The organism is Dyella terrae, from assembly GCF_004322705.1.
Lineage (GTDB): Bacteria > Pseudomonadota > Gammaproteobacteria > Xanthomonadales > Rhodanobacteraceae > Dyella_D > Dyella_D terrae.
On sequence record NZ_SIZZ01000001.1, the window covers coordinates 1,454,411 to 1,473,272 of the forward strand.

General features: G+C 64.4%; 18 protein-coding genes. 9 read left to right on the plus strand and 9 right to left on the minus strand.

Going from position 1 to position 18,862, the window contains the following annotated elements:
• Positions 1–32 precede the first annotated feature (32 nt).
• The 4 genes from EYV96_RS06500 to EYV96_RS06515 all read right to left on the minus strand — a co-directional run bounded on the left by EYV96_RS06500 (position 33) and on the right by EYV96_RS06515 (position 5,186).
• Positions 33–2,054, minus strand: a complete 2,022-nt coding sequence (locus EYV96_RS06500; protein WP_131150631.1) for an alpha-galactosidase — start codon at positions 2,052–2,054, stop codon at positions 33–35.
• Between the two features lie 104 nt (positions 2,055–2,158).
• Positions 2,159–3,091, minus strand: coding sequence for a 1-phosphofructokinase family hexose kinase (locus EYV96_RS06505; RefSeq protein ID WP_131150632.1), 933 nt, complete (start codon positions 3,089–3,091; stop codon positions 2,159–2,161).
• Entirely contained in the window at positions 3,088–4,023 is a 936-nt protein-coding gene (locus tag EYV96_RS06510) for a carbohydrate kinase family protein (RefSeq protein ID WP_131150633.1), read from the minus strand. The genes EYV96_RS06505 and EYV96_RS06510 overlap by 4 nt, the downstream gene beginning before the upstream one ends.
• Positions 4,020–5,186, minus strand: coding sequence for an SIS domain-containing protein (locus EYV96_RS06515; protein WP_131150634.1), 1,167 nt, complete (start codon positions 5,184–5,186; stop codon positions 4,020–4,022). The genes EYV96_RS06510 and EYV96_RS06515 overlap by 4 nt, the downstream gene beginning before the upstream one ends.
• Before the next feature lie 90 nt (positions 5,187–5,276).
• Between EYV96_RS06515 and EYV96_RS06520 the strand changes: the two genes are divergently transcribed.
• The 4 genes from EYV96_RS06520 (at position 5,277) to EYV96_RS06535 (ending at position 9,750) form a co-directional block, all read left to right on the plus strand.
• Positions 5,277–6,194 (plus strand): class I fructose-bisphosphate aldolase, encoded by a 918-nt coding sequence (locus tag EYV96_RS06520; RefSeq protein WP_131150635.1) that lies wholly within the window; start codon positions 5,277–5,279, stop codon positions 6,192–6,194.
• Positions 6,195–6,253: 59 nt separating this feature from the next.
• Complete coding sequence (locus EYV96_RS06525; protein WP_131150636.1) at positions 6,254–7,465, plus strand: amidohydrolase family protein; 1,212 nt, start codon at positions 6,254–6,256, stop codon at positions 7,463–7,465.
• 2 nt (positions 7,466–7,467) lie between these two features.
• Positions 7,468–8,274: a transcriptional repressor AgaR gene (gene agaR, locus EYV96_RS06530; protein WP_131150637.1), complete on the plus strand. Its 807-nt coding sequence runs from the start codon at positions 7,468–7,470 to the stop codon at positions 8,272–8,274.
• A gap of 210 nt (positions 8,275–8,484) precedes the next feature.
• Entirely contained in the window at positions 8,485–9,750 is a 1,266-nt protein-coding gene (locus EYV96_RS06535) for a DUF3472 domain-containing protein (protein WP_131150638.1), read from the plus strand.
• 37 nt (positions 9,751–9,787) lie between these two features.
• On the opposite strand, the gene EYV96_RS06540 is transcribed toward EYV96_RS06535, so the two are convergent.
• On the minus strand, positions 9,788–10,399 hold the full coding sequence (locus tag EYV96_RS06540; protein WP_131150639.1) for a class I SAM-dependent DNA methyltransferase: 612 nt from the start codon (positions 10,397–10,399) through the stop codon (positions 9,788–9,790).
• Positions 10,400–10,510: 111 nt separating this feature from the next.
• On the opposite strand from EYV96_RS06540, the gene EYV96_RS06545 reads away from it, so the two are divergent.
• The 3 genes from EYV96_RS06545 to EYV96_RS06555 all read left to right on the plus strand — a co-directional run bounded on the left by EYV96_RS06545 (position 10,511) and on the right by EYV96_RS06555 (position 13,714).
• Positions 10,511–10,798, plus strand: coding sequence for a hypothetical protein (locus tag EYV96_RS06545; RefSeq protein ID WP_131150640.1), 288 nt, complete (start codon positions 10,511–10,513; stop codon positions 10,796–10,798).
• Between the two features lie 140 nt (positions 10,799–10,938).
• Positions 10,939–12,495 (plus strand): DUF1800 domain-containing protein, encoded by a 1,557-nt coding sequence (locus EYV96_RS06550; protein WP_131150641.1) that lies wholly within the window; start codon positions 10,939–10,941, stop codon positions 12,493–12,495.
• A 16-nt stretch (positions 12,496–12,511) separates the two neighbouring features.
• Positions 12,512–13,714, plus strand: coding sequence for a DUF1501 domain-containing protein (locus EYV96_RS06555; protein ID WP_131150642.1), 1,203 nt, complete (start codon positions 12,512–12,514; stop codon positions 13,712–13,714).
• A gap of 14 nt (positions 13,715–13,728) precedes the next feature.
• Here EYV96_RS06555 and EYV96_RS06560 read toward each other — a convergent pair whose 3' ends face one another.
• The 3 genes from EYV96_RS06560 to EYV96_RS06570 are packed head-to-tail and all read right to left on the minus strand — an operon-like array spanning position 13,729 to position 16,388.
• Entirely contained in the window at positions 13,729–15,069 is a 1,341-nt protein-coding gene (locus tag EYV96_RS06560; RefSeq protein ID WP_131150643.1) for a hypothetical protein, read from the minus strand.
• A gap of 51 nt (positions 15,070–15,120) precedes the next feature.
• Entirely contained in the window at positions 15,121–16,026 is a 906-nt protein-coding gene (locus EYV96_RS06565) for a sensor domain-containing protein (RefSeq protein ID WP_131150644.1), read from the minus strand.
• Positions 16,023–16,388 (minus strand): PadR family transcriptional regulator, encoded by a 366-nt coding sequence (locus tag EYV96_RS06570; RefSeq protein WP_131150645.1) that lies wholly within the window; start codon positions 16,386–16,388, stop codon positions 16,023–16,025. Before EYV96_RS06570 ends, EYV96_RS06565 begins: the two co-directional genes overlap by 4 nt.
• A 203-nt stretch (positions 16,389–16,591) precedes the next feature.
• Between EYV96_RS06570 and EYV96_RS06575 the strand changes: the two genes are divergently transcribed.
• Positions 16,592–16,903, plus strand: coding sequence for a hypothetical protein (locus EYV96_RS06575; protein ID WP_131150646.1), 312 nt, complete (start codon positions 16,592–16,594; stop codon positions 16,901–16,903).
• A 57-nt stretch (positions 16,904–16,960) separates the two neighbouring features.
• The gene (locus EYV96_RS06580; RefSeq protein WP_131150647.1) at positions 16,961–17,959 is read left to right on the plus strand and encodes a DNA topoisomerase IB; all 999 of its coding nucleotides are present in this window, start codon (positions 16,961–16,963) and stop codon (positions 17,957–17,959) included.
• A 58-nt stretch (positions 17,960–18,017) separates the two neighbouring features.
• On the opposite strand, the gene EYV96_RS06585 is transcribed toward EYV96_RS06580, so the two are convergent.
• Positions 18,018–18,824 (minus strand): helix-turn-helix domain-containing protein, encoded by an 807-nt coding sequence (locus EYV96_RS06585; protein ID WP_131150648.1) that lies wholly within the window; start codon positions 18,822–18,824, stop codon positions 18,018–18,020.
• Positions 18,825–18,862: the final 38 nt, after the last annotated feature.

Here is an 18,862-nt window from a genome sequence, read left to right on the forward strand (position 1 = left end):
GACCCGCGTCCCCACGCCGGCCGCGCATCTCGTTATCGCGTCGGTGTCAGTTCCAGGGTCAGCACTTCGAATGGCGCCAGCGTCACGGTTGCTGCCTGATCGGCATCGAGCTGCGCGGGTAGCGCCACGCTCGCCGTCTTCCAGGCGTCCTTCACCGTGAAGCGCCGCGTTGCGCCGTCGGGGAGTTCGAGCTGACGCTGCAGGTCAATCACGGCCACCTGGGCACGCGCGTCGGGATTGCGCAACGTCACGAAGGCCTTGTCGGGCGACCACGCCGCCCAGCCATAGACATCCAGGCGTCCCGGGTCGCCACCGATCCAGTGCGTATCGCGCAGGGTTTTCGCGTTGCTGCGAGACCAGCGTGCAGCTTCAGCAAGCACGTCCCAGTCGGCTGCGGTGAGCAGCGATGGCGTGATGTACATCTCCTGCAACTGCGTGCCGGTGGCGAAGTACGAACGCACTTCGTTGGCAAAGTCGTGGCCCGGGTCGGCATTGAGCTTGCGGTTTTCCTTCGCGTAGATGATGCCGTGGAGCATCAGCGAATTGAGCGGAAACAGCGGTCCCTTCTCGACGATGTTGCGGTAGGTTTCACGATCGCGGTACGTGACCCATTGTTCGCGCTTGCTACCCACGCCGGCCAGATCGTCATCCTCGCCGTCACGCCAGATCGAATCGGCGTAGCGCAACCAGAATGGCGACGCCATGGTGCCGGTCGTGAGGTTGATGAAGAGACTCGGCCTGGCCGCGCGCAGATCTTCGATCAGCTCAATGGCTGCGCCGAAGTCGCTGTCGAACACGCTGCCCGGGAAAACCTTGTCCGCATTGCCGGTGCCATCGAACTTGAACTGGTTGACGCCATCCTTGCGCACCAGGTCCAGGACTACGTCGTGGAAGCGCTGGTAGTACTTCGGACCCGACAGCGCCATGCCACCATCGATGATCTCGTAGCCGGCCTGGGCGGCACGCTCGGCACGCTCCTTCTTCGGCGGGCCATAGCCACCCCATGGCGAGAGCCACATACCCGGTGCGGCACCGTATTTGGCTGCCGCATCACGCAGCGGCGCGAAGCCATTCGGGAAATCCTTGCTGAAATGCCAGCTGCCGCTGCGATCGTCCCAACCATCGTCAAACAGGAACGAATCCAGCTTCACGCCACGCTTGGTGGTCAGCTCCTCGCCAAATGTGTGGATGCGATCGAGCGCCTGTGATTCGGTATACGGGGTGAAGTAGCCGATGTCGTACCAGGAGTTGTAGTGCAGGAATGGCGCGTAGGGACGCGCGCGCTCGCGTTCGACGTAAGTGGCGAAATCGCGGCGCAACTGATTGCCGTGCGTTGCGCCCACCACCGCCGAATAGGTGACCGACTGGCCCTTGCGCAGGGGAAGCTCACGATCGATCCACAGGTTGACGCGGGAACCACGCACCTCGCTGCCAGAGAGCGGGTGCTCGAAGCCCAGGTAGTCGCGACCGGCGACGACGGGCGAACCGGAAACGGTACCGACCACAGCGGCATCCGCCACCTTCGACTGCAACAGATCGACGCGCTTGATCGCCTCGTCTTGCTTCAATGCGGTGATCGTGACGATCTCGCGCAGGTAGTCGGACCCTTCGCGTTGCTCGAGTTTCCAGTCGATCTGGAAGCGCCCCCCTGCATCGACGAAACGCGCTTCAACGGCCTTGCCCTTGAGGTGATCGGCCAGGCGCGGTGCCTTGGGCTGCACGGGCAAGGCGGACACTTTGGGTGCCTTTGCGGCACGCATATCCGAAGTGAGGAGCTTCGTGCCATCGGCGAGCGTCAGTTGGAATGGAGCGGTGATGTCGATCCGCTGCTGGTTGATCTTGTCCCGGACGACCAGCTGGTCGAGCTTGCCATCGACGAAGTTCCAGTTCGCCGCCACGGTGTCATTGCCGAAGCTGGCCTGCGGATCCGACGTCCTGGCCATGGCGCCACAGGAAAGCCCGGCCAATGCAAGGCCCACGGCCAGTGCCCGCATGGACAGGCCGGAATGCGTCGCGCCGACGCAGGATGAGATCGAACGAGTCTTCATGGACATGCGCCACTTTCTCCAGGTCTGAGATGGGCCACGGACTTTCCCTCCCCGCAGCTTCGATTCCTCAACATCACGACGCCCCGCTCCCTCGACGCGTCTCGTTTTCGTTACCCGCCGATCTTGTCGAGCTTCACCATCGGCAGCAGCGCATTCACCTGCGCGCGCTGCACGTAGCCGGTTTCTTCGTGCACCGCGTTGGCAGCACCACAAGCCACGCCAAGCCGCAGCGCCTGCCCAAGATCGCCCGTGCGCACCAGCGCAACCGTCATGCCGGCGAGCAGGCAATCGCCCGAACCGACGGCATTCGCTGCTTCGCCGATATCGATCGCTGCATGCCAGGTATCGCTGCCGTCGAAGCCGACCGCCCCCAGCGCACCGAGCGTGAGGACGGGAAGCGCAATGCCCTGGCGATGAAGCTGCACGGCCACCGCAATCGCTTCGTCCAACGTCTGCACATCGCGCCCGGCGAGTTGCGAGGCTTCATCGCGATTGGGCTTGAGCAAATACGGTTGCGCTTTCGCGGCGAGGCGCAGCGTCTCACCACTGGCATCCACCAGGCATGGCGTGCGGCGCTGGTCCACCGACTCAACCAATTGCGCATAGGTGTCCGGGTCGAAACCGCGCGGCAGACTGCCCGACATGACGACGGCATCACTTTCTTCGATGCATCGGCCAAGCGCATCGAGCAGCTGCTGGCGTTCGCGCACATGAAGTTCCGGGCCGGGATCGAGCACTTCGCTCATGCGACCGCTGCGTTCACGCAGCGCCAGACAACAACGCATATCGCCGGCGATCTCGACGCCGTGGAACAGCACACCCCGCTCGCTCATGCGGCGCGCAATCAGGTTGCGATGCATGCCGTCGGTCAAACCGACCAGTTGCACTGCCTCACCCAGCGCGGCGATGGTCTGTGCCACATGCACACCCTTGCCGCCGGGATACGAGCGAACGGATGAAGCGCGCTGAACGGTACCGGGCTCAAACCGGTCCACGGTCATCAGCCGGTCGATGGCGGTGTTGAATCCCGCGACGGTGATCATGCCATCGTCGCCATCAGTGCCAGCGCTTCGTCGACGGTCGCCTGGCGAGTGGTACCGCCCATGCCACGGGTCGAAAGGCTGCCGCAGGCGCTACCCCAGCGCATGCATTCGCGCAGGTGCTGCTTCTGCAACCATGCGTGAAGGAAGCCAGCATCGAAAGAGTCGCCCGCCCCCGTGCTGTCGACGGCATCGACCACGTAGGCTGGCATTTCCAGCAGCTGGCCGTCCTTGAGGGTGGCGCAGCCTTCGCGGCCGCGCTTCACGATGGTTGTCGTGTGCCCGTTTTCCAGCGACAGCAAGGCATCACGAAGATCCTTGCGCCCGGTGATCGACTTGAGTTCTTCTTCGTTGGGAAGAAATACATCGACATGCCAGAGTGCGTCGATCAGGTCGCGTGACCAGCGCCGATCCGGATCGAAGCCCGGATCCAGCGACGTTGTCAGGCCTGCGATGCGCGCACGCGCGAAGAGCTCGCGACAACCGGCGCGAAGCGCTTTCTGCAAGTAATAGGACGAGACATGCAGGTGATTGGCATGGCGCAGGAGGTCACTGCCGACGTCATCCGCCGTAAGCGTTGCAATGGCCCCGGCATACGTCACCAGCGCGCGATCGCTCGGCGTCGACAAGGACACCGTGACGCCGGTACGCAGGGAGGGATCGGGCTCCAGGGAAGTAACATCGATGCCCGCTTCGCGCATGGCATCGACGCAGTACTGCCCCCATGCATCCGCTCCGAGCTTGCCGTGGAACGACACGGGCGTACCCAAACGGGCCAGCCCCATCGCGCAAATCATCGATGAGCTGCCCGGCGTCATCAGAAAGTCGTCAGCCAGCACTTCCTGGCCAGGCACCGGCGCGGCGTGCAGACCGCGTAGCACGAGATCGACGTTGATCTCGCCAACCACCAGCACGCGCTTGCCGGCGGAGGTCACGCGTCGGCTCCGTGCAGGGTGAAGGTCTGCACCACGCGGGTGAGCACGCCTTCCGACGGCGCATCCGGGCGATCGCCAAGCTGCAGGCAACGGAACAACGCAAGCAACTGCCCGGTGACCACGCCCGCCAGAAGCACCGGCACGTCGCCACCGTGGATGTCACCCAGTTCGATCGCCGCATCGCCCGCCACCAGCGCATCGGCCGGAATGCGCTCGCCAATGACCAGCCGTCCCATGCCGAGCTGCTTGCGTGCCAGCTCGCGCAGCAGATCCAGCTCATAGCCACGCACATCGGCATCCGACGACAGCACGCCGACGATCAAGGTGGTGGGACGGATGCTCGACATCGGGCCATGGCGCAAACCGAGGTAGGTTTCGGCCATGGTGATGACCTTGCCGCCGGTCATCTCCACCATCTTCAGCGCGACTTCGTGCGCCTCGCCGATGCCACCGCCGCTGCCCAGATACACCGCCGCTTCGACATCGCGTTGTGCCATCGCCGCGAGGGTGTCCGCTTGCTGCTCGAAGATGCGCTCCACGGAGGCGGCGAGCGCATCGATGGCCGCAAGCGATACTTCCTGCGACGTGCCGATCAGCAGGCCGGTGCAGGCCACCAGCAGGTTCGTGAAGCTGCTGGTCATCACCAGGCTTCGATCGTTGGTGCGGTCGTCGAGCACCACCACGGCCACGCGCGGATCGTGGTTGTAGCGCGTGGCGAGCTTGCCCTTCGCATTGCAGGTGATCACCAGATGACGCCAGTCCGGCGCGTCCGCGAGCAGGCGATCAACGACGCCGCAGCTTTCGGGGCTGTCGCCTGAGCGGGCCAGCGACACGAGCAGGCCCGGGCCCGGCGGCAGCACCGAAGAGGCATGGGTCAGCAGGGTGCCGGCGGCGATGGCCTGCGTCGCGATACCGGTGCCCTGGCGCACGGCGGGGGCAGCGCACTCGCCGATGTACATCGAGCTGCCGGAACCGGTGAAGACGATATGCGCGGGACGGGGCGTCAGGGCCCGTGCCAGCGTCTCGCGCGTGGCCGGGTCACGCAGCAAGGCGGCCGTGGCGCGCCAGGTCGACGGCTGCTGGAGGATCTCCCGCAAGGTGTCGGCATAACCCGCTTCGGCCTGCTGCTGCGGGGAGGCCGCGCGCAAGGCAGACAGGGTCATTTCCGCTTTCGAATTCTTTTCAAGTATTGACATTTGGCCCGATTCGCTCGAATGTGAAACCGTTCGGTCACGAAACCCAAGGTATTCGAAATGAATCTGCCGTTGCAACCCCTTTCGAAAGCTTCCGAAAAGTTTTCGAAACTGTCGCTTTCGATTGGTAAGCGCGCCCGCCTGTGGCGCCTGCTCTACGGCCACGGGCCGCGCAATGGCAGCCTCCTGGTGCTGCCGCTGGACCAGGGCCTGGAGCACGGCCCCACCGATTTCTTCCCCAACCCGCCGGCCGTGGATCCCGACTATCAGTTCCGGCTGGCGGTGGAAGGCAACTTCTCCGCCATCGCCCTGGGGGTGGGCCTCGCCGAGAAGTACATGGCTGACTACGCCGGCCAGGTCCCGCTGATTCTCAAGCTCAACGGCAAGACCAATATCCCCAGCGACGCTGAAGCGACTTCACCACTTTTCGCTTCGGTGGAGGACGCCGTGCGCCTGGGTGCCGACGCCGTGGGCTACACCCTGTACGTAGGTTCACCGCGCCAACACGATGAGATTCGCCAGTTCGAAAAAGTGCGCCAGGACTGCGAGCGCTACGGCATGCCCCTGGTGATGTGGTCCTACCCGCGCGGCGAGGCGATCGAGGCCAAGGGCGGGAAGAACAGCCTGTTCGCGCAGGACTATGCCGCGCGCGTCGCACTGGAAATGGGTGCCGACATCGTCAAGCTGCATGAGCCGAACGACAGCCGCGACAAGGCGCCAGCACCCTACAACACGCTCGACGAAGATGCCGCCACGCGCAGCGCGCGCGTCGTCCGCTCGGCGGGCCGCACGATGGTGCTTTTCTCCGGTGGCGAAAAGAACGACGACGACGCGGCCGTGCTGCGCAAGGTCGAGTTCTACATGCAGTCCGGCGCACAAGGCGTGATGTTCGGCCGCAACATGTGGCTGCGCCCGCTCGACCAGGCCGTCGCTCTGGTGCACGAAGTGCACAAGATCATGGCCCGCTACCCGCGTTGATCCCCGTTGCCCGGCGCAGGCATCGCAACCTGCGCCGGGCCTTCTTGCCGAGTCGACCGATGACCAAACCATCCTGCCTGTGCTGCGCGCCACCCACCGGCCAGGGCACCGTGCGCATCGAGAGCAGCAAGAACCAGCTGAGCACGGCGCACGACCCGTCGTCCGACACGTTGCGCCTGCGCGACTTCAAACCGCGCAGCATGCTGCACGTCAAGCAGACCCGCATCGAGCGCCCGCGCTTCCCGGTGATCGACATGCACACGCATCTGACGTGGACGACCAACGTCCGCAACGGCGTGTCGATCGGCGAGGAGATTACCGTTTTCGCGCAGCCGGAAGACCTGCTGCCGGTGATGGACCGCAAGGGCATCCGCACGGTAGTCAACCTCACCGGCGGCAACGGTGCCGGCCTCGAGCAGGCCATTCGCACGTTCGACCATGCCGCGCCGGGACGCTTCGTCACGCTGACCGAGCCCTCCTTCGCCTGGTTCGATCAACCCGATTATTCACAGCGTCAGGCCGACGCTATCGCGCAAGCCCACCACGTCGGCGCGCGCGGCCTGAAACTGCTCAAGACCCTTGGCCTGTACCTGCGCGAGAACATCGACAGCGGCCCGCTGGTCGCCGTCGACGACCCGCGCTTCGATGCCATGTGGGAGACCTGCGCCTCGCATGACATGCCGGTGTTTCTCCACGTCTCCGACCCGGAAGCCTTCTTCCTGCCGACCGACGAGAACAACGAGCGCTACGAGGAACTGAGCCAGCACCCGGACTGGTCGTTCTACGGCCCTGAGTTCCCGAGCAACGCCGACATCATCGCCGCGCGCGATCGCATGATCGCCCGGCATCCGAAAACCACCTTCGCCCTGATGCACGTCGGGAACGGCGCGGAGAACCTGGACGCGGTCGCCGCCTGCCTGGATCGCTTCCCCAATACCGTCGTCGACATCAGCGCGCGCATCGGCGAACTGGGCCGCCAGCCGCGCACCGCGCGTCGCTTCTTCGATCGTTACCAGGACCGCATCCTGTTCGGCACCGATGCCGTGCCGGCGCCGTTTGGCAATGACGTGCCGCAGCAGCTGTTCGGGGACGCGCTCTACGAGATCTACTACCGTTTCCTGGAAACGGACGACGAGTACTTTGACTACGCGCCGGCGGACGTACCGCCGCAGGGTCGCTGGGCCATCTATGGGCTGGACCTGCCAGACGCTATTCTGCGCAAGGTATACCATGACAACGCTGCCCGACTCCTGCGCCTGCCGAGCCTGTGACCATGAGTGAATCCCAAGCCAGCCTACCCTCCCGTCGCCTGCTCGTGGAAGAGCGTCGGCGGCTGATCGTCGAGTACGTCGAGGACCAGGGCCGAGCCACGGTGGACGAGCTGGCGAACCGCTTCGGCACCTCCACCGTCACCATCCGCAACGATCTTGAGGCGCTGGCGCGCAACTCGGCCATCGCACGCTCGCATGGCGGCGCCCTGCCCGCCACGCCGCCGACTTCGCACGACACGCCGCTCAACATCAAGGAAACGCGCCATCACGCGCAGAAGCTGCGCATCGGCCAGGCGGCCGCGCGGCTGATCCAGGATGGCGAAACCGTCATCCTCGACTCGGGCTCCACGACCGTGGAGATCGCGCGACAGATCCGCCAGATGAAGTTCGACTCGCTCACCGTTATTACCAATGCGCTGAACATTGCGCTGGAGCTGTCGGGCTTGCCGCATATCCGCGTGATGATGCTGGGCGGCCTGCTGCGCGAAACGTCGTACTCACTGGTGGGCCCGGATGCGGAACAGGCGCTGGCGAAGCTCTCCGCGGACAAGTTGTTCCTCGGCGTTGACGGACTGGATCCGGTGGTCGGCGTCACGACGCCCGATCCGCTGGAAGCCTCGTTGAATGCACTGATGATCCGCGTGTCGCGCGAAACGATTGCCGTCTTCGATGCGAGCAAGCTGGGACAGCGCAGCTTGTCCGTCATCACGCCTGTGCAGCAACTGCACAAGGCGATTACTGACAATAGTGCGGACGCCAAAACGGTCGATGCGCTGCGCAATGCGGGCGTCGACATCACACTGGTCTGAGTCGCCTGGCGTGGCCTCCACGCGCACTTCTCACTTTTGATTTTCATTTCGAAAGTTTTCGAAAGTATCATCGAAAACAATTGCAAGCTTCATTGATTTCGATATCCTCCGTTTACCGGCCACGCGTGGGGAAACGCTGACCGGCGCGCGCTCGTCGCTCCGACCGGCGCCTCGCCCCTTCGCAGTACCCACCGTCACGCGGGAGGAGTCATGCGTCATCACGCACTTCGTGTTCTTGCACTTGCCACGCTGCTTGCCAGCGGTTGCGCCACCGCGCAATCCGTTACCACCGTTCCCCTGGGCGGCAACGCCTTCATCACTCAGACGTCGAAGGCCCAGGACGAAGTCATTTCCGACACGGGCCTGCACAACTGGGATTCCAGCAAAGCCGTCGTCAGCGTGTACTTCGACGTACAGCAAGCGGGCACGCTCGATGTGTCATTGGTCGGCGCGCTCAATGGCGCCAGCCACAGCAAAGTGCAGGTCTCGGTCGGCCGGCAGTCGTACCTGGTCGACTTGTCGAGTACCGGTGCGCCGGTCACGCCGGTGGGCAGCTTTACCATCGACAAGCCCGGCTACGTAAAGGTCGACCTGCAGGGCATCCAGACGGATGGCGGCTACTTCGGCGATATCACCGATCTTCAGATCGGCGGCTCCGCCACGCAGGCCGGCACCACCTTCGCCAACGACCCGGACAACTTCTACTGGTCACGCCGCGGCCCCTCCGTGCACCTTGGCTTCAACGTGCCGGCAAACACGGAATACTTCTACAGCGAAGTGACGGTACCGAAGGGCCAGGACCCGATCGGTTCGTACTACATGGCGAATGGCTTCAGCACCGGCTACTTCGGCATGCAGGTGAACTCGGCGACGGAGCGCTGGGTCCTGTTCTCGGTGTGGGATGCGCCCGACGCATCCACGACACTCGTGCGCCAGGGCCCGGATGTGATCGTCAACGGCTTCGGTGGCGAAGGCACGGGTGGCCAGAGCCATCTCATTTTCCCGTGGAAGGCCGGCGAGACCTACCGTTTCCTTACCCGCGCCCAGCCCGATGGCCAGGGCAATACGTTGTTCTCTGCGTGGTTCGGCACCGAACGCGGCAAAAGCGGCAAGGGCAAGGACTGGCACTTCATCGCAACGTGGAAATACCCCAATACAGCCACGTATATGCGCGGCGTCTATTCGTTCCTGGAATCCTTCGATCCGGACCGCGGCTACATCGGTCGCGAGGGCCGCTTCGCCAATCAATGGGCTGTCAGCAACACCGGCCAATGGACCGAAGTGACTTCGGCCTGGTACGACGTCGATCCCACCGGCCTCAACCGCCAGCGCCTCGATTTTGCCGGCGGCAGCAAGGACGGTCAGTTCTACCTGCGCAATGACGGCTTCTTCAGCCAGTCGGTGTCATCCGGCCAGACCTTCACGCGTCCGGCATCCGGCAAGCAGCCGGACGTGGATCTGGGCAACCTGCCGTAGCGGATCGGGCGCCGGGTTTCACGCCCGGCGCCCTTCCTCAGCCTGCCGCCACCTGCGCACGCTCCAGCGCGGCGACGTGACGCTCCAGCCGCGGCCCGAGGTAACAGTGCGATCCGCAGGACAGCAAACCGACCTTGCTGAATTCGCGCAGGTACCACGATGGTGAACGCGAACAGAAACCCTGCCGATCACCGTCCACGTCGTCTTTCGTGGTGAAGACTTCAAGGAAAGCGATGCCCTCGAGCATCTCCCCGATGCCCTCCAGGCCGGCACGAATTTCCGCTGGCTTGAGGTAATGCAGCACGTCGGTGCAAACGATCAGATCGAACCGACGATCAAAACGCAGCTGCGCCAGCTGCCCGAACCGCGCCAGCCCGATGTTACGACTGCGCCCGAAACGCGACACGACGTACTCACTCGCATCGAGCCCGCGATAGTGGATATCCGGGCGCAAGGCGCGCAGCGGCGCACGCCATACGCCTTCGCCGCAACCCACGTCCAGAACACTGCGAATGGGGCGCGCGAGGTAGTACTCCGCCTGTGCCACGACCATGGCCACCTTGCGGCGCAGCTCGGCTGGCGAGGCCACCGCGTGATCGGGATGTCGATACCACTTGTCGAAATACGCGCGGTCGTAGGCCTTGCTCATGAAGTCGCTCCGGCATGCAGGCGCGCAGTGTACCGCGCTAACGCATGCATCACTGGATGCACACACTGGCCATCCCACCATGACCCCGTCCATCCGCCCGCGAGGTTTGCCATGCCCATGATCCGCATTCGCCTGATCGGAAGCCGCGAACAAGCCGACACGGTCATCAATGCGCTGCACGGCATTGACGGCATCGAGCACGTGGAGGAAGTGGATGACCTGATGCAGGACATGCGTGATGACTCCAGCTCCAGCGATCTGGTTGACGACGAAGGCGGCGGGCTCTTCCGTATCGAAGTCCAGGCATCCGACCAGCGCCACGCCGGCGCGGTGCGTGACGTCGTGGAGTACGAGGCGTTCAACCTGGGCGCTGTGGCGGAGTTCGTGGAAGAGTTCTGACGCCTTGCCGGCATGAATCGATCCCGAACGGGACCACCCCAGGCGCCGTGCGCTGTATTCCTCCCGCCCGCTCCCGCGTTCACAGGCCATGTCCGGCGCCCAGCGCCGGCGCACATGCCCACGACCGGAAGCGATTTCGCATGCGCACACGAGCCTGGCTGCCACGACGTCACCCGCCCCTCTTCGCCTTTGCAACCCTTGCGCTGACCTTGCTGGCGGGCGCGCCTGCTGCCTGGGCGCGCGATAACCCGACCCTGACGAGCGAAGACATCGCCTGGCTGCGCCGCGATGGTTTCGACCTCGACAGCGCAAGCGTCGCCCAGTACGCCGCCATGGGACGTTCGCGCTATCTCGACGCGCAGCTGGATGATCGCCTCGGTGATGCGTTACCGCCGGCCATCAGCCAGTTGATCCAGAGTTACGAGGTCGTCAACACGCCTGCGGACCAACTGCTGACGACGTTCCAGACCGAACAGCAACGCATCAAGGACATGCCGGACGGCGATGCGAAGACCGAGGCAAAGAAGGCTCAACAGAAACACGCCGGCGAGCTGCTGCAGGAATCCCAGCAGGCCGAGCTGCTGCGCGCGGTTTATGGCGCCAATCAGCTCAAAGAACAAATGGTGTGGTTCTGGCTGAACCACTTCAGTGTGTATGGCGCCAAGGGACGCGTCCGCCTGGTCATCGGGCATTACGCCAGCGACAGCATCCGTCCCTACGCACTGGGCAAGTTCAGGGATCTGGTCATGGCGACGCTGCAAAGCCCGGCCATGCTCGAATTCCTCGACAACGCCCAGAACGCGAATGGCCACGTCAACGAAAACTACGCGCGCGAGCTGATGGAGCTGCACACGCTGGGCGTCAATGCGGGTTATACGCAACAAGACGTCCAGCAACTCGCGCTGATCCTCACGGGCGCGGGCCTCGCCCTCCGCCAGGATCGGCCACCTCGCGTCAATCCGCGCTATGCGAATTATTACGTGCGCAAGGGCCTGTTCGAGTTCAACCCGATGCGACACGACTTCAGTGACAAGGTCCTGCTCGGCCACACCATCAAGGGCAGCGGCTTCACGGAGATCGAACAGGCCGTAGACCTGATCACGCACCAGCCGGCGTGCGCGCATTTCATCTCGCTCAAGCTCGCCCGCTATTTCGTCGCCGACGAACCGCCGCCGGAGCTTGTCGACCGCATGGCGAAAACGTTCCTGCGCACGGACGGCGACATCGCCAAGGTGCTGCGTACGTTATTCGAATCGAAGGAGCTGGTCGCCGCTAAAGGCGGCAAGCTAAAGGACCCCACGCAGTTCGTCGTATCGGCCGTGCGCCTCGCCTACGACGGTCGCCCCGTCGTGAACGCCCGTCCGATGCTGAACTGGCTCAACCAGTTGGGTGAGCCCTTGTACGGTCGCCTGACGCCCGATGGCTGGCCGCTGGATGCCACGGGCTGGTCCAGTTCCGGACAGATGGCCAAGCGTTTCGATATCGCCCGCGCCATCGGCACGGGCACCAACCGCCTGTTCGTGCCGGAAGGTTCGCAGGGCGTTGCGCCTGGCTTCCCCATGCTGACCAGCAAGCTCTACTACGCCGCCATCGAGCCGCATCTTGCGCCTGCCACGCGCGATGCCCTTGGCAAGGCTGCGTCGCAGCAAGAATGGAATACGTTCCTGCTGGCCTCGCCTGACTTCAATTACCGTTGATCGTCCGGAGCGCACCATGCATCGCCGCCAATTCCTTCGCTCACTGACCGCCGCGGCCATCGCCGCCCCCACGTTGAGCTTCAGCTCTCGCCTTTTCGCGGCGCCCGCAAGCGCGCCGCGCATGCTGGTGGTTTTCCTGCGCGGCGGGTACGACTGCAATCACCTGCTGGTGCCTTGCGGCAGCGATTTCTACTACGAATCACGACCCAACCTTGCCATCGCGAAGCCCGACGCCACGAATGCCCAGAGCGCGATCGCACTCGACGGCGGCTGGGGCCTGAATCCCGCGCTCCGCGACTCCCTGTATCCGCTCTGGCAACGCAAGCAGCTGGCTTTCATCCCCTTCGCCGGCACCGACGACATGTCGCGCAGCCACTTTGAAACGCAGGACAACATCGAAGCAGGCCAGGCCACGGGCCAGCGGTCCGACTATCGCAGCGGCTTCCTGGCCAGGCTCTCCGGCGAACTGACCAACGCGCCGCCCATTGCATTCACCGATGCCCTGCCGCTGAGTTTCCAGGGCGGCAAGCACGACATTCCCAATGTGTCCCTGCGCGGCAACGCGAAGGCGAATTTCGACGACCGGCAATCGTCGATCCTGGCCGGCATGTACAAGGGCACGCCCCTGGCATCGGCTGCTTCCGATGGCCTCGAGCTTCGCCAGAAGGTCTCAGCCGAACTGCAGGATGAAATGGCCAAGGCCAATCGCGGCGCGGCCAACGCACGCGCTTTTGCTGATGAGACGCGACGCATGGCGACCTTGATGCAAGCGCAGTTCCGCCTCGGCTTCGTCGACGTGGGTGGCTGGGACACGCACGTGAATCAAGGCAACGCCAATGGCGCCTTGACCAATAATCTGGCGAGCCTGGGTGAGGGGCTGGCCAGTTACGCCGATGCACTGGGCGAGGAATGGAACAACACCGTCGTCGTGGTGGTATCCGAGTTCGGCCGCACCTTTCGGGAGAATGGAAACAAAGGCACCGATCACGGGCACGGGACCGTCTACTGGGTGCTCGGCGGGCAGGTCCGCGGCGGACGCGTCCTTGGCGAGCAGGTCGCCGTGACCGCGCAGAATCTGCTGCAAAACCGCGACTACCCGGTGCTCAACAATTACCGCAGCGTCCTCGGCGGATTGTTCGGACGTGTCTGGGGCCTGTCGCCCACCCAGGTGGGCGATGTGTTTCCGGGCGCGAAGGCCGTGGACCTTCAGCTGGTGTGACTACGGCGCGATGATCAGGGTGTCTGCGCCACGCGCTTCACGGTGACGTCGCCATCGCGCTCACCGGGCACGATCTGCCATCCATCCGCCAGCACAAGCGTCCAGCCCTTGTCGCCAATGGTGCCGTGTTGCCCCGGAGCTGCCAGCGCCCGGGGCACCTGCACTTTCGACCAGTCTCCGGCGAGCAGCGCACCATCGCGCACCTCAAGCGATCCCCAGTCGGCGACGAACTTCGCGCTTGGATATACGGTTCCCGCCGCGCCCATGGCCACCAGATTGCGCGGATCAAACATGACCCTGGGGTTGCTCAACGGCAAGACCAGGATGGGCGACTGCACGAACTTGTTTCGATAAGTCGCCAGCTCCCGCTCGCGCTCGGCCGCTCGTTTCGTTTCGCCGGCAAGCAGGGTGGCGCCATCGTAGGCTTTGGCGCGCACTGCCAGTTGCGCATCGGCCTGTGTTGCCGAAGCGGACACCTTCAACGCCATGGCCAGCAACGAGGCTGGCGTCTCATCTGCCTGCTCGCGGATTTGCACCCGCCAGTCCGGCGCGTAGCGATCCAGCAGCAGGCCATAGGCCGGTCCGGTGGCGTAAGCGAACGAACGCACGAAACTTGGATCGGCCACATGCGAGCTAAGGTCGTGCAGCGCGAGGGCCGTGCGCTCCGATGGATCCGAGCCGCCGATCATGATGCCCGTGTATTCGGCCAGGCCTTCGTTGCGTTCGAGCGAGCGCTCCGCGGCGCGGGCTTGCGGGAACGTGGCGTAGCGCCTGTCGCGAAACATCAGCGCATCGCGTGCATGTGCCCTGATCGTCGCATCGTCATTCGCTTTTAGCGCCGCGGCCAGGGCGCGCCATTCGAGCTGCAGGAGATAGCGACCCTGGAGTTCGTCCAGGTGCCCGTTGCTCTGCTCCCCCTTCGCCTCCAGACCCAGCTCGGCCTGCACGCGATGGAAGGACTCATGCGCCATCAGCACGCGCTGCTGAACGGCGTCGGTCGGCATGGGCCACTGGACCTGGACCCATTTGACGCCCGACCACTCCACCGACGTATTGGCGATGGTCTCGCCTTCCGGGAGGCGACCGATGAAGACGCCGTGCTCCTCCACCAACGCGTTGTACCGGTCAGGCGCGTTGGCGCTGACACGGCGCGTGGCCGGCTCGACGATCATCATCGGCCCGCAGAGGCTCCTGCCCCAAAGCTTGCCGCCGTCGGCGTCGCACTGCTGCTTCGCTTCGTCGAAGAGCGCCCTGGCGCGGGACGGAGTGAGGTCATTGGCGTCCTGTGCCAGGCCACCGCTCACCACGCCCATCGCCAGCCCCAGGCCGACCATCCACCGTTCGCTACGACGCATACCGACCCCACCTTCATCCATGGCAAGGCGCGACTGTAGCCGCGCCGTCCATCAATTGTCGCGTGACACCAGCAGCCCCTTGGCCAGCTGGCCGTGCATCTTGCCCAGGCCCCGCACCACGTGCAGCGTCACGAAGAGCAGCAGCACACCGATGACGAACAGCGCCGCCGCGTCCCAACCCGTGGGCGTGTGGCCGCCGAAGCCGTAGTCGACCGTCATCCAGCGGGTCCACTCTTCGCCCAGCGCGTAGCTGATGGGCGCACCGACCAGCGCCACCGAAACCGCCGTCAGCGTCACGGTCAGCGTGAAGTAAAGAATGCCCAGCGGCAGCATCAGCAGCATGTAGAGCATGGTCGTCCACGTGCGCGGATCACCAAACATGCGACCAATGCGACGCATGATCGACAGGCCCTTGATCGCCGGATAGGGCGGCCTGCGGGGCATGCGCACACCCAGCATCGCCTCGACGATGCGCCCTTCGATCAGGGACAACGCCCGCACGGTTGCGAAGAACAGCACGATGAAAGGAATGCCGATGATCAACACCGAAAGGCCCGCCGAGAGGCTCACGCCCGTGACGGCCCAGGTGAAGTACACGATGCCCGTCGCCAGCGACAGCAGCATGTAGAACATGGCGCCCCAGGTGCGTGCGTCGGCGGCCACGCCGAAGAAGCGGCCTACGAGCGAGCGCGGACGCGGCGGTGGCGGCGTGCGCAGGGCGCGCTGGATCTTGATCTCCTGGTCGCGGTAGATCTCGGCCACTTCCTCGGGGGCGCCGTAGCTCCCCACGACCTTGGCCACCAGCTCGGCTTCGGACTTGCCGGGCATCTCCTGCCATTCCGCACGCAGGTGTTCCTCGGCGTCGTACAAGGCGTCCTGGATCAAGGCCGGATCGGCGCCGGACAACGCAGCGCGAAGCTGCTCCAGGTACTCCGCGATAGTGCGCGGCGTGTTCATATCACCCCTCCTGACAGCACGGAATCGACGGAATCGCGCGTGGCATGCCATGCCGCGCTCCACTCACGCAGAACGTCGCGACCCAATGTGGTAATGCGGTAATACCTTCGCGGTGGCCCACTGACCGAGGGCTCGACCTCACTGTCGAGCAGACCACCGCCTTCCAGATTGCGCAGCACCGGATAAAGCGCGCTCTGCTTGCCTGCCAGGACGCCCTCTCCCACCTCTTCCAGCCGCTTGGCGATCTGGTAGCCATACATGGGCTGCCGCGCCTGCCCGAGGACCGCCAGCAAGACCAGCGATACCGTGCCCGCCGACAGCTCCTTCTGGAACTTCTTCAATAGCCCGGAGACTTCGTCCATGGACATACCCTCACGGCAACTTACCCGTGAGTGAAGGTTAGTGTGAAGTTCACACTAGTACATGGGCGGGAAGTCATGGGTGCCGGTTCCACTTGTGCACGAGTTTGTTGATGACTTGGGTACTTCCTCTTGATTGACTTATGGGCAACGTCCGGACACCGGGCCCGTGCCGGACCGGTGACCCCATGGACAGGAGCCACGTCATGAATCACGCCACCCAGCAGGACACCAGCCGCCGCGGAACGGAGTCGATGGCTGAGCGGGCGCCACGGACCTTCGGCGAATCGCATGAGCGGCCTGTGAAAGCACCGTCGAACCACCCAACGTCGCCCGACATTCCGCGCCCGATTCCAAACAACCCGATTCCAAACGAACCGATGATCGGCAACCACACGTCTTCGCAGCGGCAGGAGCCTCGCGGCGAGCCGCACCGCCAGCAGCCGAAGCAACCGGACCAGGCGAACCCGCCGGGCCGGCCCTCACGCAACCCGCGGGAAACCGACGAAGCGGAATAAGGCGCTTGAAGTGATGGCCGCGCCCCGAGCCTCCCTCACAGGTCAAACGACGTCGCCATGCCCCGACTGCACTACGTCAACGACCACGCGCCCGGCTTCCACCGGGTGAGGCGCGGCCGGGGCTTTGCCTACCAGAACACCCGCGGCCAGGCCATTCACGACCCCAAGGTGCTGGCGCGCATTCGCGCCCTGGCCATACCACCGGCTTACGAAGAGGTCTGGATATGCCGCGATCCGCTGGGGCATCTGCAGGCGACGGGCAAGGACAGTCGAGGACGCAAGCAGTACCGCTATCACCCGCAGTGGCGACGTACTCGCGACAAGGGAAAATTCGAACGACTCGCTGCGTTCGGCAAGGCACTTCCGCACCTGCGTCGCCAGCTGCGTATCGACATGCGACGGCCCGGATGGCCACGGGCAAAAGTGCTTGCCCTGATCGTGCGATTGCTGGACCAGACGTCGCTGCGCATCGGCAATGACAGTTACGCCACGAATAACGGCCACTATGGCCTGACCACGCTCCGCAACCATCACCTTCGCAAACATGCTGAAGGCCTTGAGCTGCGCTTTCCGGCCAAAGGCGGGCGGCGGAGCACGGTCACCCTGACCGATGCGCGCGTCTTTCGGTTGCTGCGAGGCATGCAGCGTCTCCCGGGGCAACGCTTGTTCCAGTACCGCGATGACCAGAACATCATCCACTCGCTGGAGTCAGGCATGGTCAACGACTATCTCCGCAGGCATATGGGCGATGATTTCAGTGCCAAGGACTTCCGCACCTGGGCAGCCACCGTCGAGGCAGCCAGGCAATTTGCGAAAGCGCCGCCGAATGCGGATATGAATCAGCGGCAGCAAACGCAAACGGCAAATGGCGTATTCGAAGCGGTGGCCGATGTGCTGCAGAACACAGCGAACATATGCCGCAAGAGCTATGTGCACCCGGACATCAAGGTGCATTGGGAGCGCGGGACGCTCAGGCGATTCGTTGGCGAACGGGTGCTATCACGGCCACGTCAGCTGGAAGCATCCGTGGTTCGCCTGCTGCTTCATCGCCCCTGAGGCATACGCACGTCGCACAACCTCGCATGACAACGATGCAAATGCCCCTGAATGCGGCCTAGCTGCGACGCAACCATCGCGCCATGTGGCTGCCGTGCGTAAAGCCCGTCGCCAGCGCGACGTCCGTCGACGACATCCCACCCTGTTTGAGCAACGCTCTTGCCCGCTCCACGCGACGCTCCATGACAAAACGATGCGCGGGCATGCCGACAGCCTGACGGAACATCGGCTTGAAATGCGACACGCTGTAACCGGCAATCGCGGCCAGCTCGGCCAGGGTCAGGTCCTGGTCGAGATGGGCGTCGACAAAATCGAAGACCTGCCGCAGTCGCCATGACGCCAAGGCAGGCGTGCGCAGGTCGGACGGTGCGTCGTGCTGCTGCAGCGCCAGCAGGCGCGCCGCCAACGCGGTGCCGAGGCTGTCGGAGTAAAGCCGCCCGCCGGGATAACCGTCGCGCTCTTCCGCCTGCATCATCCAGCCGATGCGTTCGATGTGCGGATCGCGAATATGGATGGCGGGCGCCAGGTCCTCGAAACGCCTGGCACCACTCTCGGCAAGGACATCGGGCGACAGGCGCAACAGCAGCGACGTCGCCGGCTGCGACACGATCCAGCGCGTGCTCGACCCGGCCGGCACGACGCAAAACTGTCCATGCAGGCGCGTGCCCTGCCGCTCCATCCGGCCATCCTTCCAGGTCACCGGCACAGGCTTTCCAAGATGCAGGCAGAGCACGTGGCGATGATCGACGGGAGACTGGAAGACGCCCGTGGGCACAGGTGTCTGCAAGACATCCAGCCAGGGCAAGGCGCCCGGCGCCGCGAGCTGGCTGGAAGGATCCGGGTAGCACGATGGCCGATCGGTCATGGGGCGCATGCTACACCTGCGGCGGCGCGGTAACCCGT

Excerpts from the sequence above, each read along its gene's own strand:
- EYV96_RS06500 (WP_131150631.1), bottom strand. The coding sequence starts at position 2,054 with ATGTCCATGAAGACTCGTTCGATCTCATCCTGCGTCGGCGCGACGCAT.
- EYV96_RS06505 (WP_131150632.1), bottom strand. The coding sequence starts at position 3,091 with ATGATCACCGTCGCGGGATTCAACACCGCCATCGACCGGCTGATGACC.
- EYV96_RS06515 (WP_131150634.1), bottom strand. The coding sequence starts at position 5,186 with ATGACCCTGTCTGCCTTGCGCGCGGCCTCCCCGCAGCAGCAGGCCGAA.
- EYV96_RS06520 (WP_131150635.1), top strand. The coding sequence starts at position 5,277 with ATGAATCTGCCGTTGCAACCCCTTTCGAAAGCTTCCGAAAAGTTTTCG.
- EYV96_RS06525 (WP_131150636.1), top strand. The coding sequence starts at position 6,254 with ATGACCAAACCATCCTGCCTGTGCTGCGCGCCACCCACCGGCCAGGGC.
- agaR (WP_131150637.1), top strand. The coding sequence starts at position 7,468 with ATGAGTGAATCCCAAGCCAGCCTACCCTCCCGTCGCCTGCTCGTGGAA.
- EYV96_RS06535 (WP_131150638.1), top strand. The coding sequence starts at position 8,485 with ATGCGTCATCACGCACTTCGTGTTCTTGCACTTGCCACGCTGCTTGCC.
- EYV96_RS06540 (WP_131150639.1), bottom strand. The coding sequence starts at position 10,399 with ATGAGCAAGGCCTACGACCGCGCGTATTTCGACAAGTGGTATCGACAT.
- EYV96_RS06545 (WP_131150640.1), top strand. The coding sequence starts at position 10,511 with ATGCCCATGATCCGCATTCGCCTGATCGGAAGCCGCGAACAAGCCGAC.
- EYV96_RS06550 (WP_131150641.1), top strand. The coding sequence starts at position 10,939 with ATGCGCACACGAGCCTGGCTGCCACGACGTCACCCGCCCCTCTTCGCC.
- EYV96_RS06555 (WP_131150642.1), top strand. The coding sequence starts at position 12,512 with ATGCATCGCCGCCAATTCCTTCGCTCACTGACCGCCGCGGCCATCGCC.
- EYV96_RS06560 (WP_131150643.1), bottom strand. The coding sequence starts at position 15,069 with ATGCGTCGTAGCGAACGGTGGATGGTCGGCCTGGGGCTGGCGATGGGC.
- EYV96_RS06565 (WP_131150644.1), bottom strand. The coding sequence starts at position 16,026 with ATGAACACGCCGCGCACTATCGCGGAGTACCTGGAGCAGCTTCGCGCT.
- EYV96_RS06570 (WP_131150645.1), bottom strand. The coding sequence starts at position 16,388 with ATGGACGAAGTCTCCGGGCTATTGAAGAAGTTCCAGAAGGAGCTGTCG.
- EYV96_RS06575 (WP_131150646.1), top strand. The coding sequence starts at position 16,592 with ATGAATCACGCCACCCAGCAGGACACCAGCCGCCGCGGAACGGAGTCG.
- EYV96_RS06580 (WP_131150647.1), top strand. The coding sequence starts at position 16,961 with ATGCCCCGACTGCACTACGTCAACGACCACGCGCCCGGCTTCCACCGG.
- EYV96_RS06585 (WP_131150648.1), bottom strand. The coding sequence starts at position 18,824 with ATGACCGATCGGCCATCGTGCTACCCGGATCCTTCCAGCCAGCTCGCG.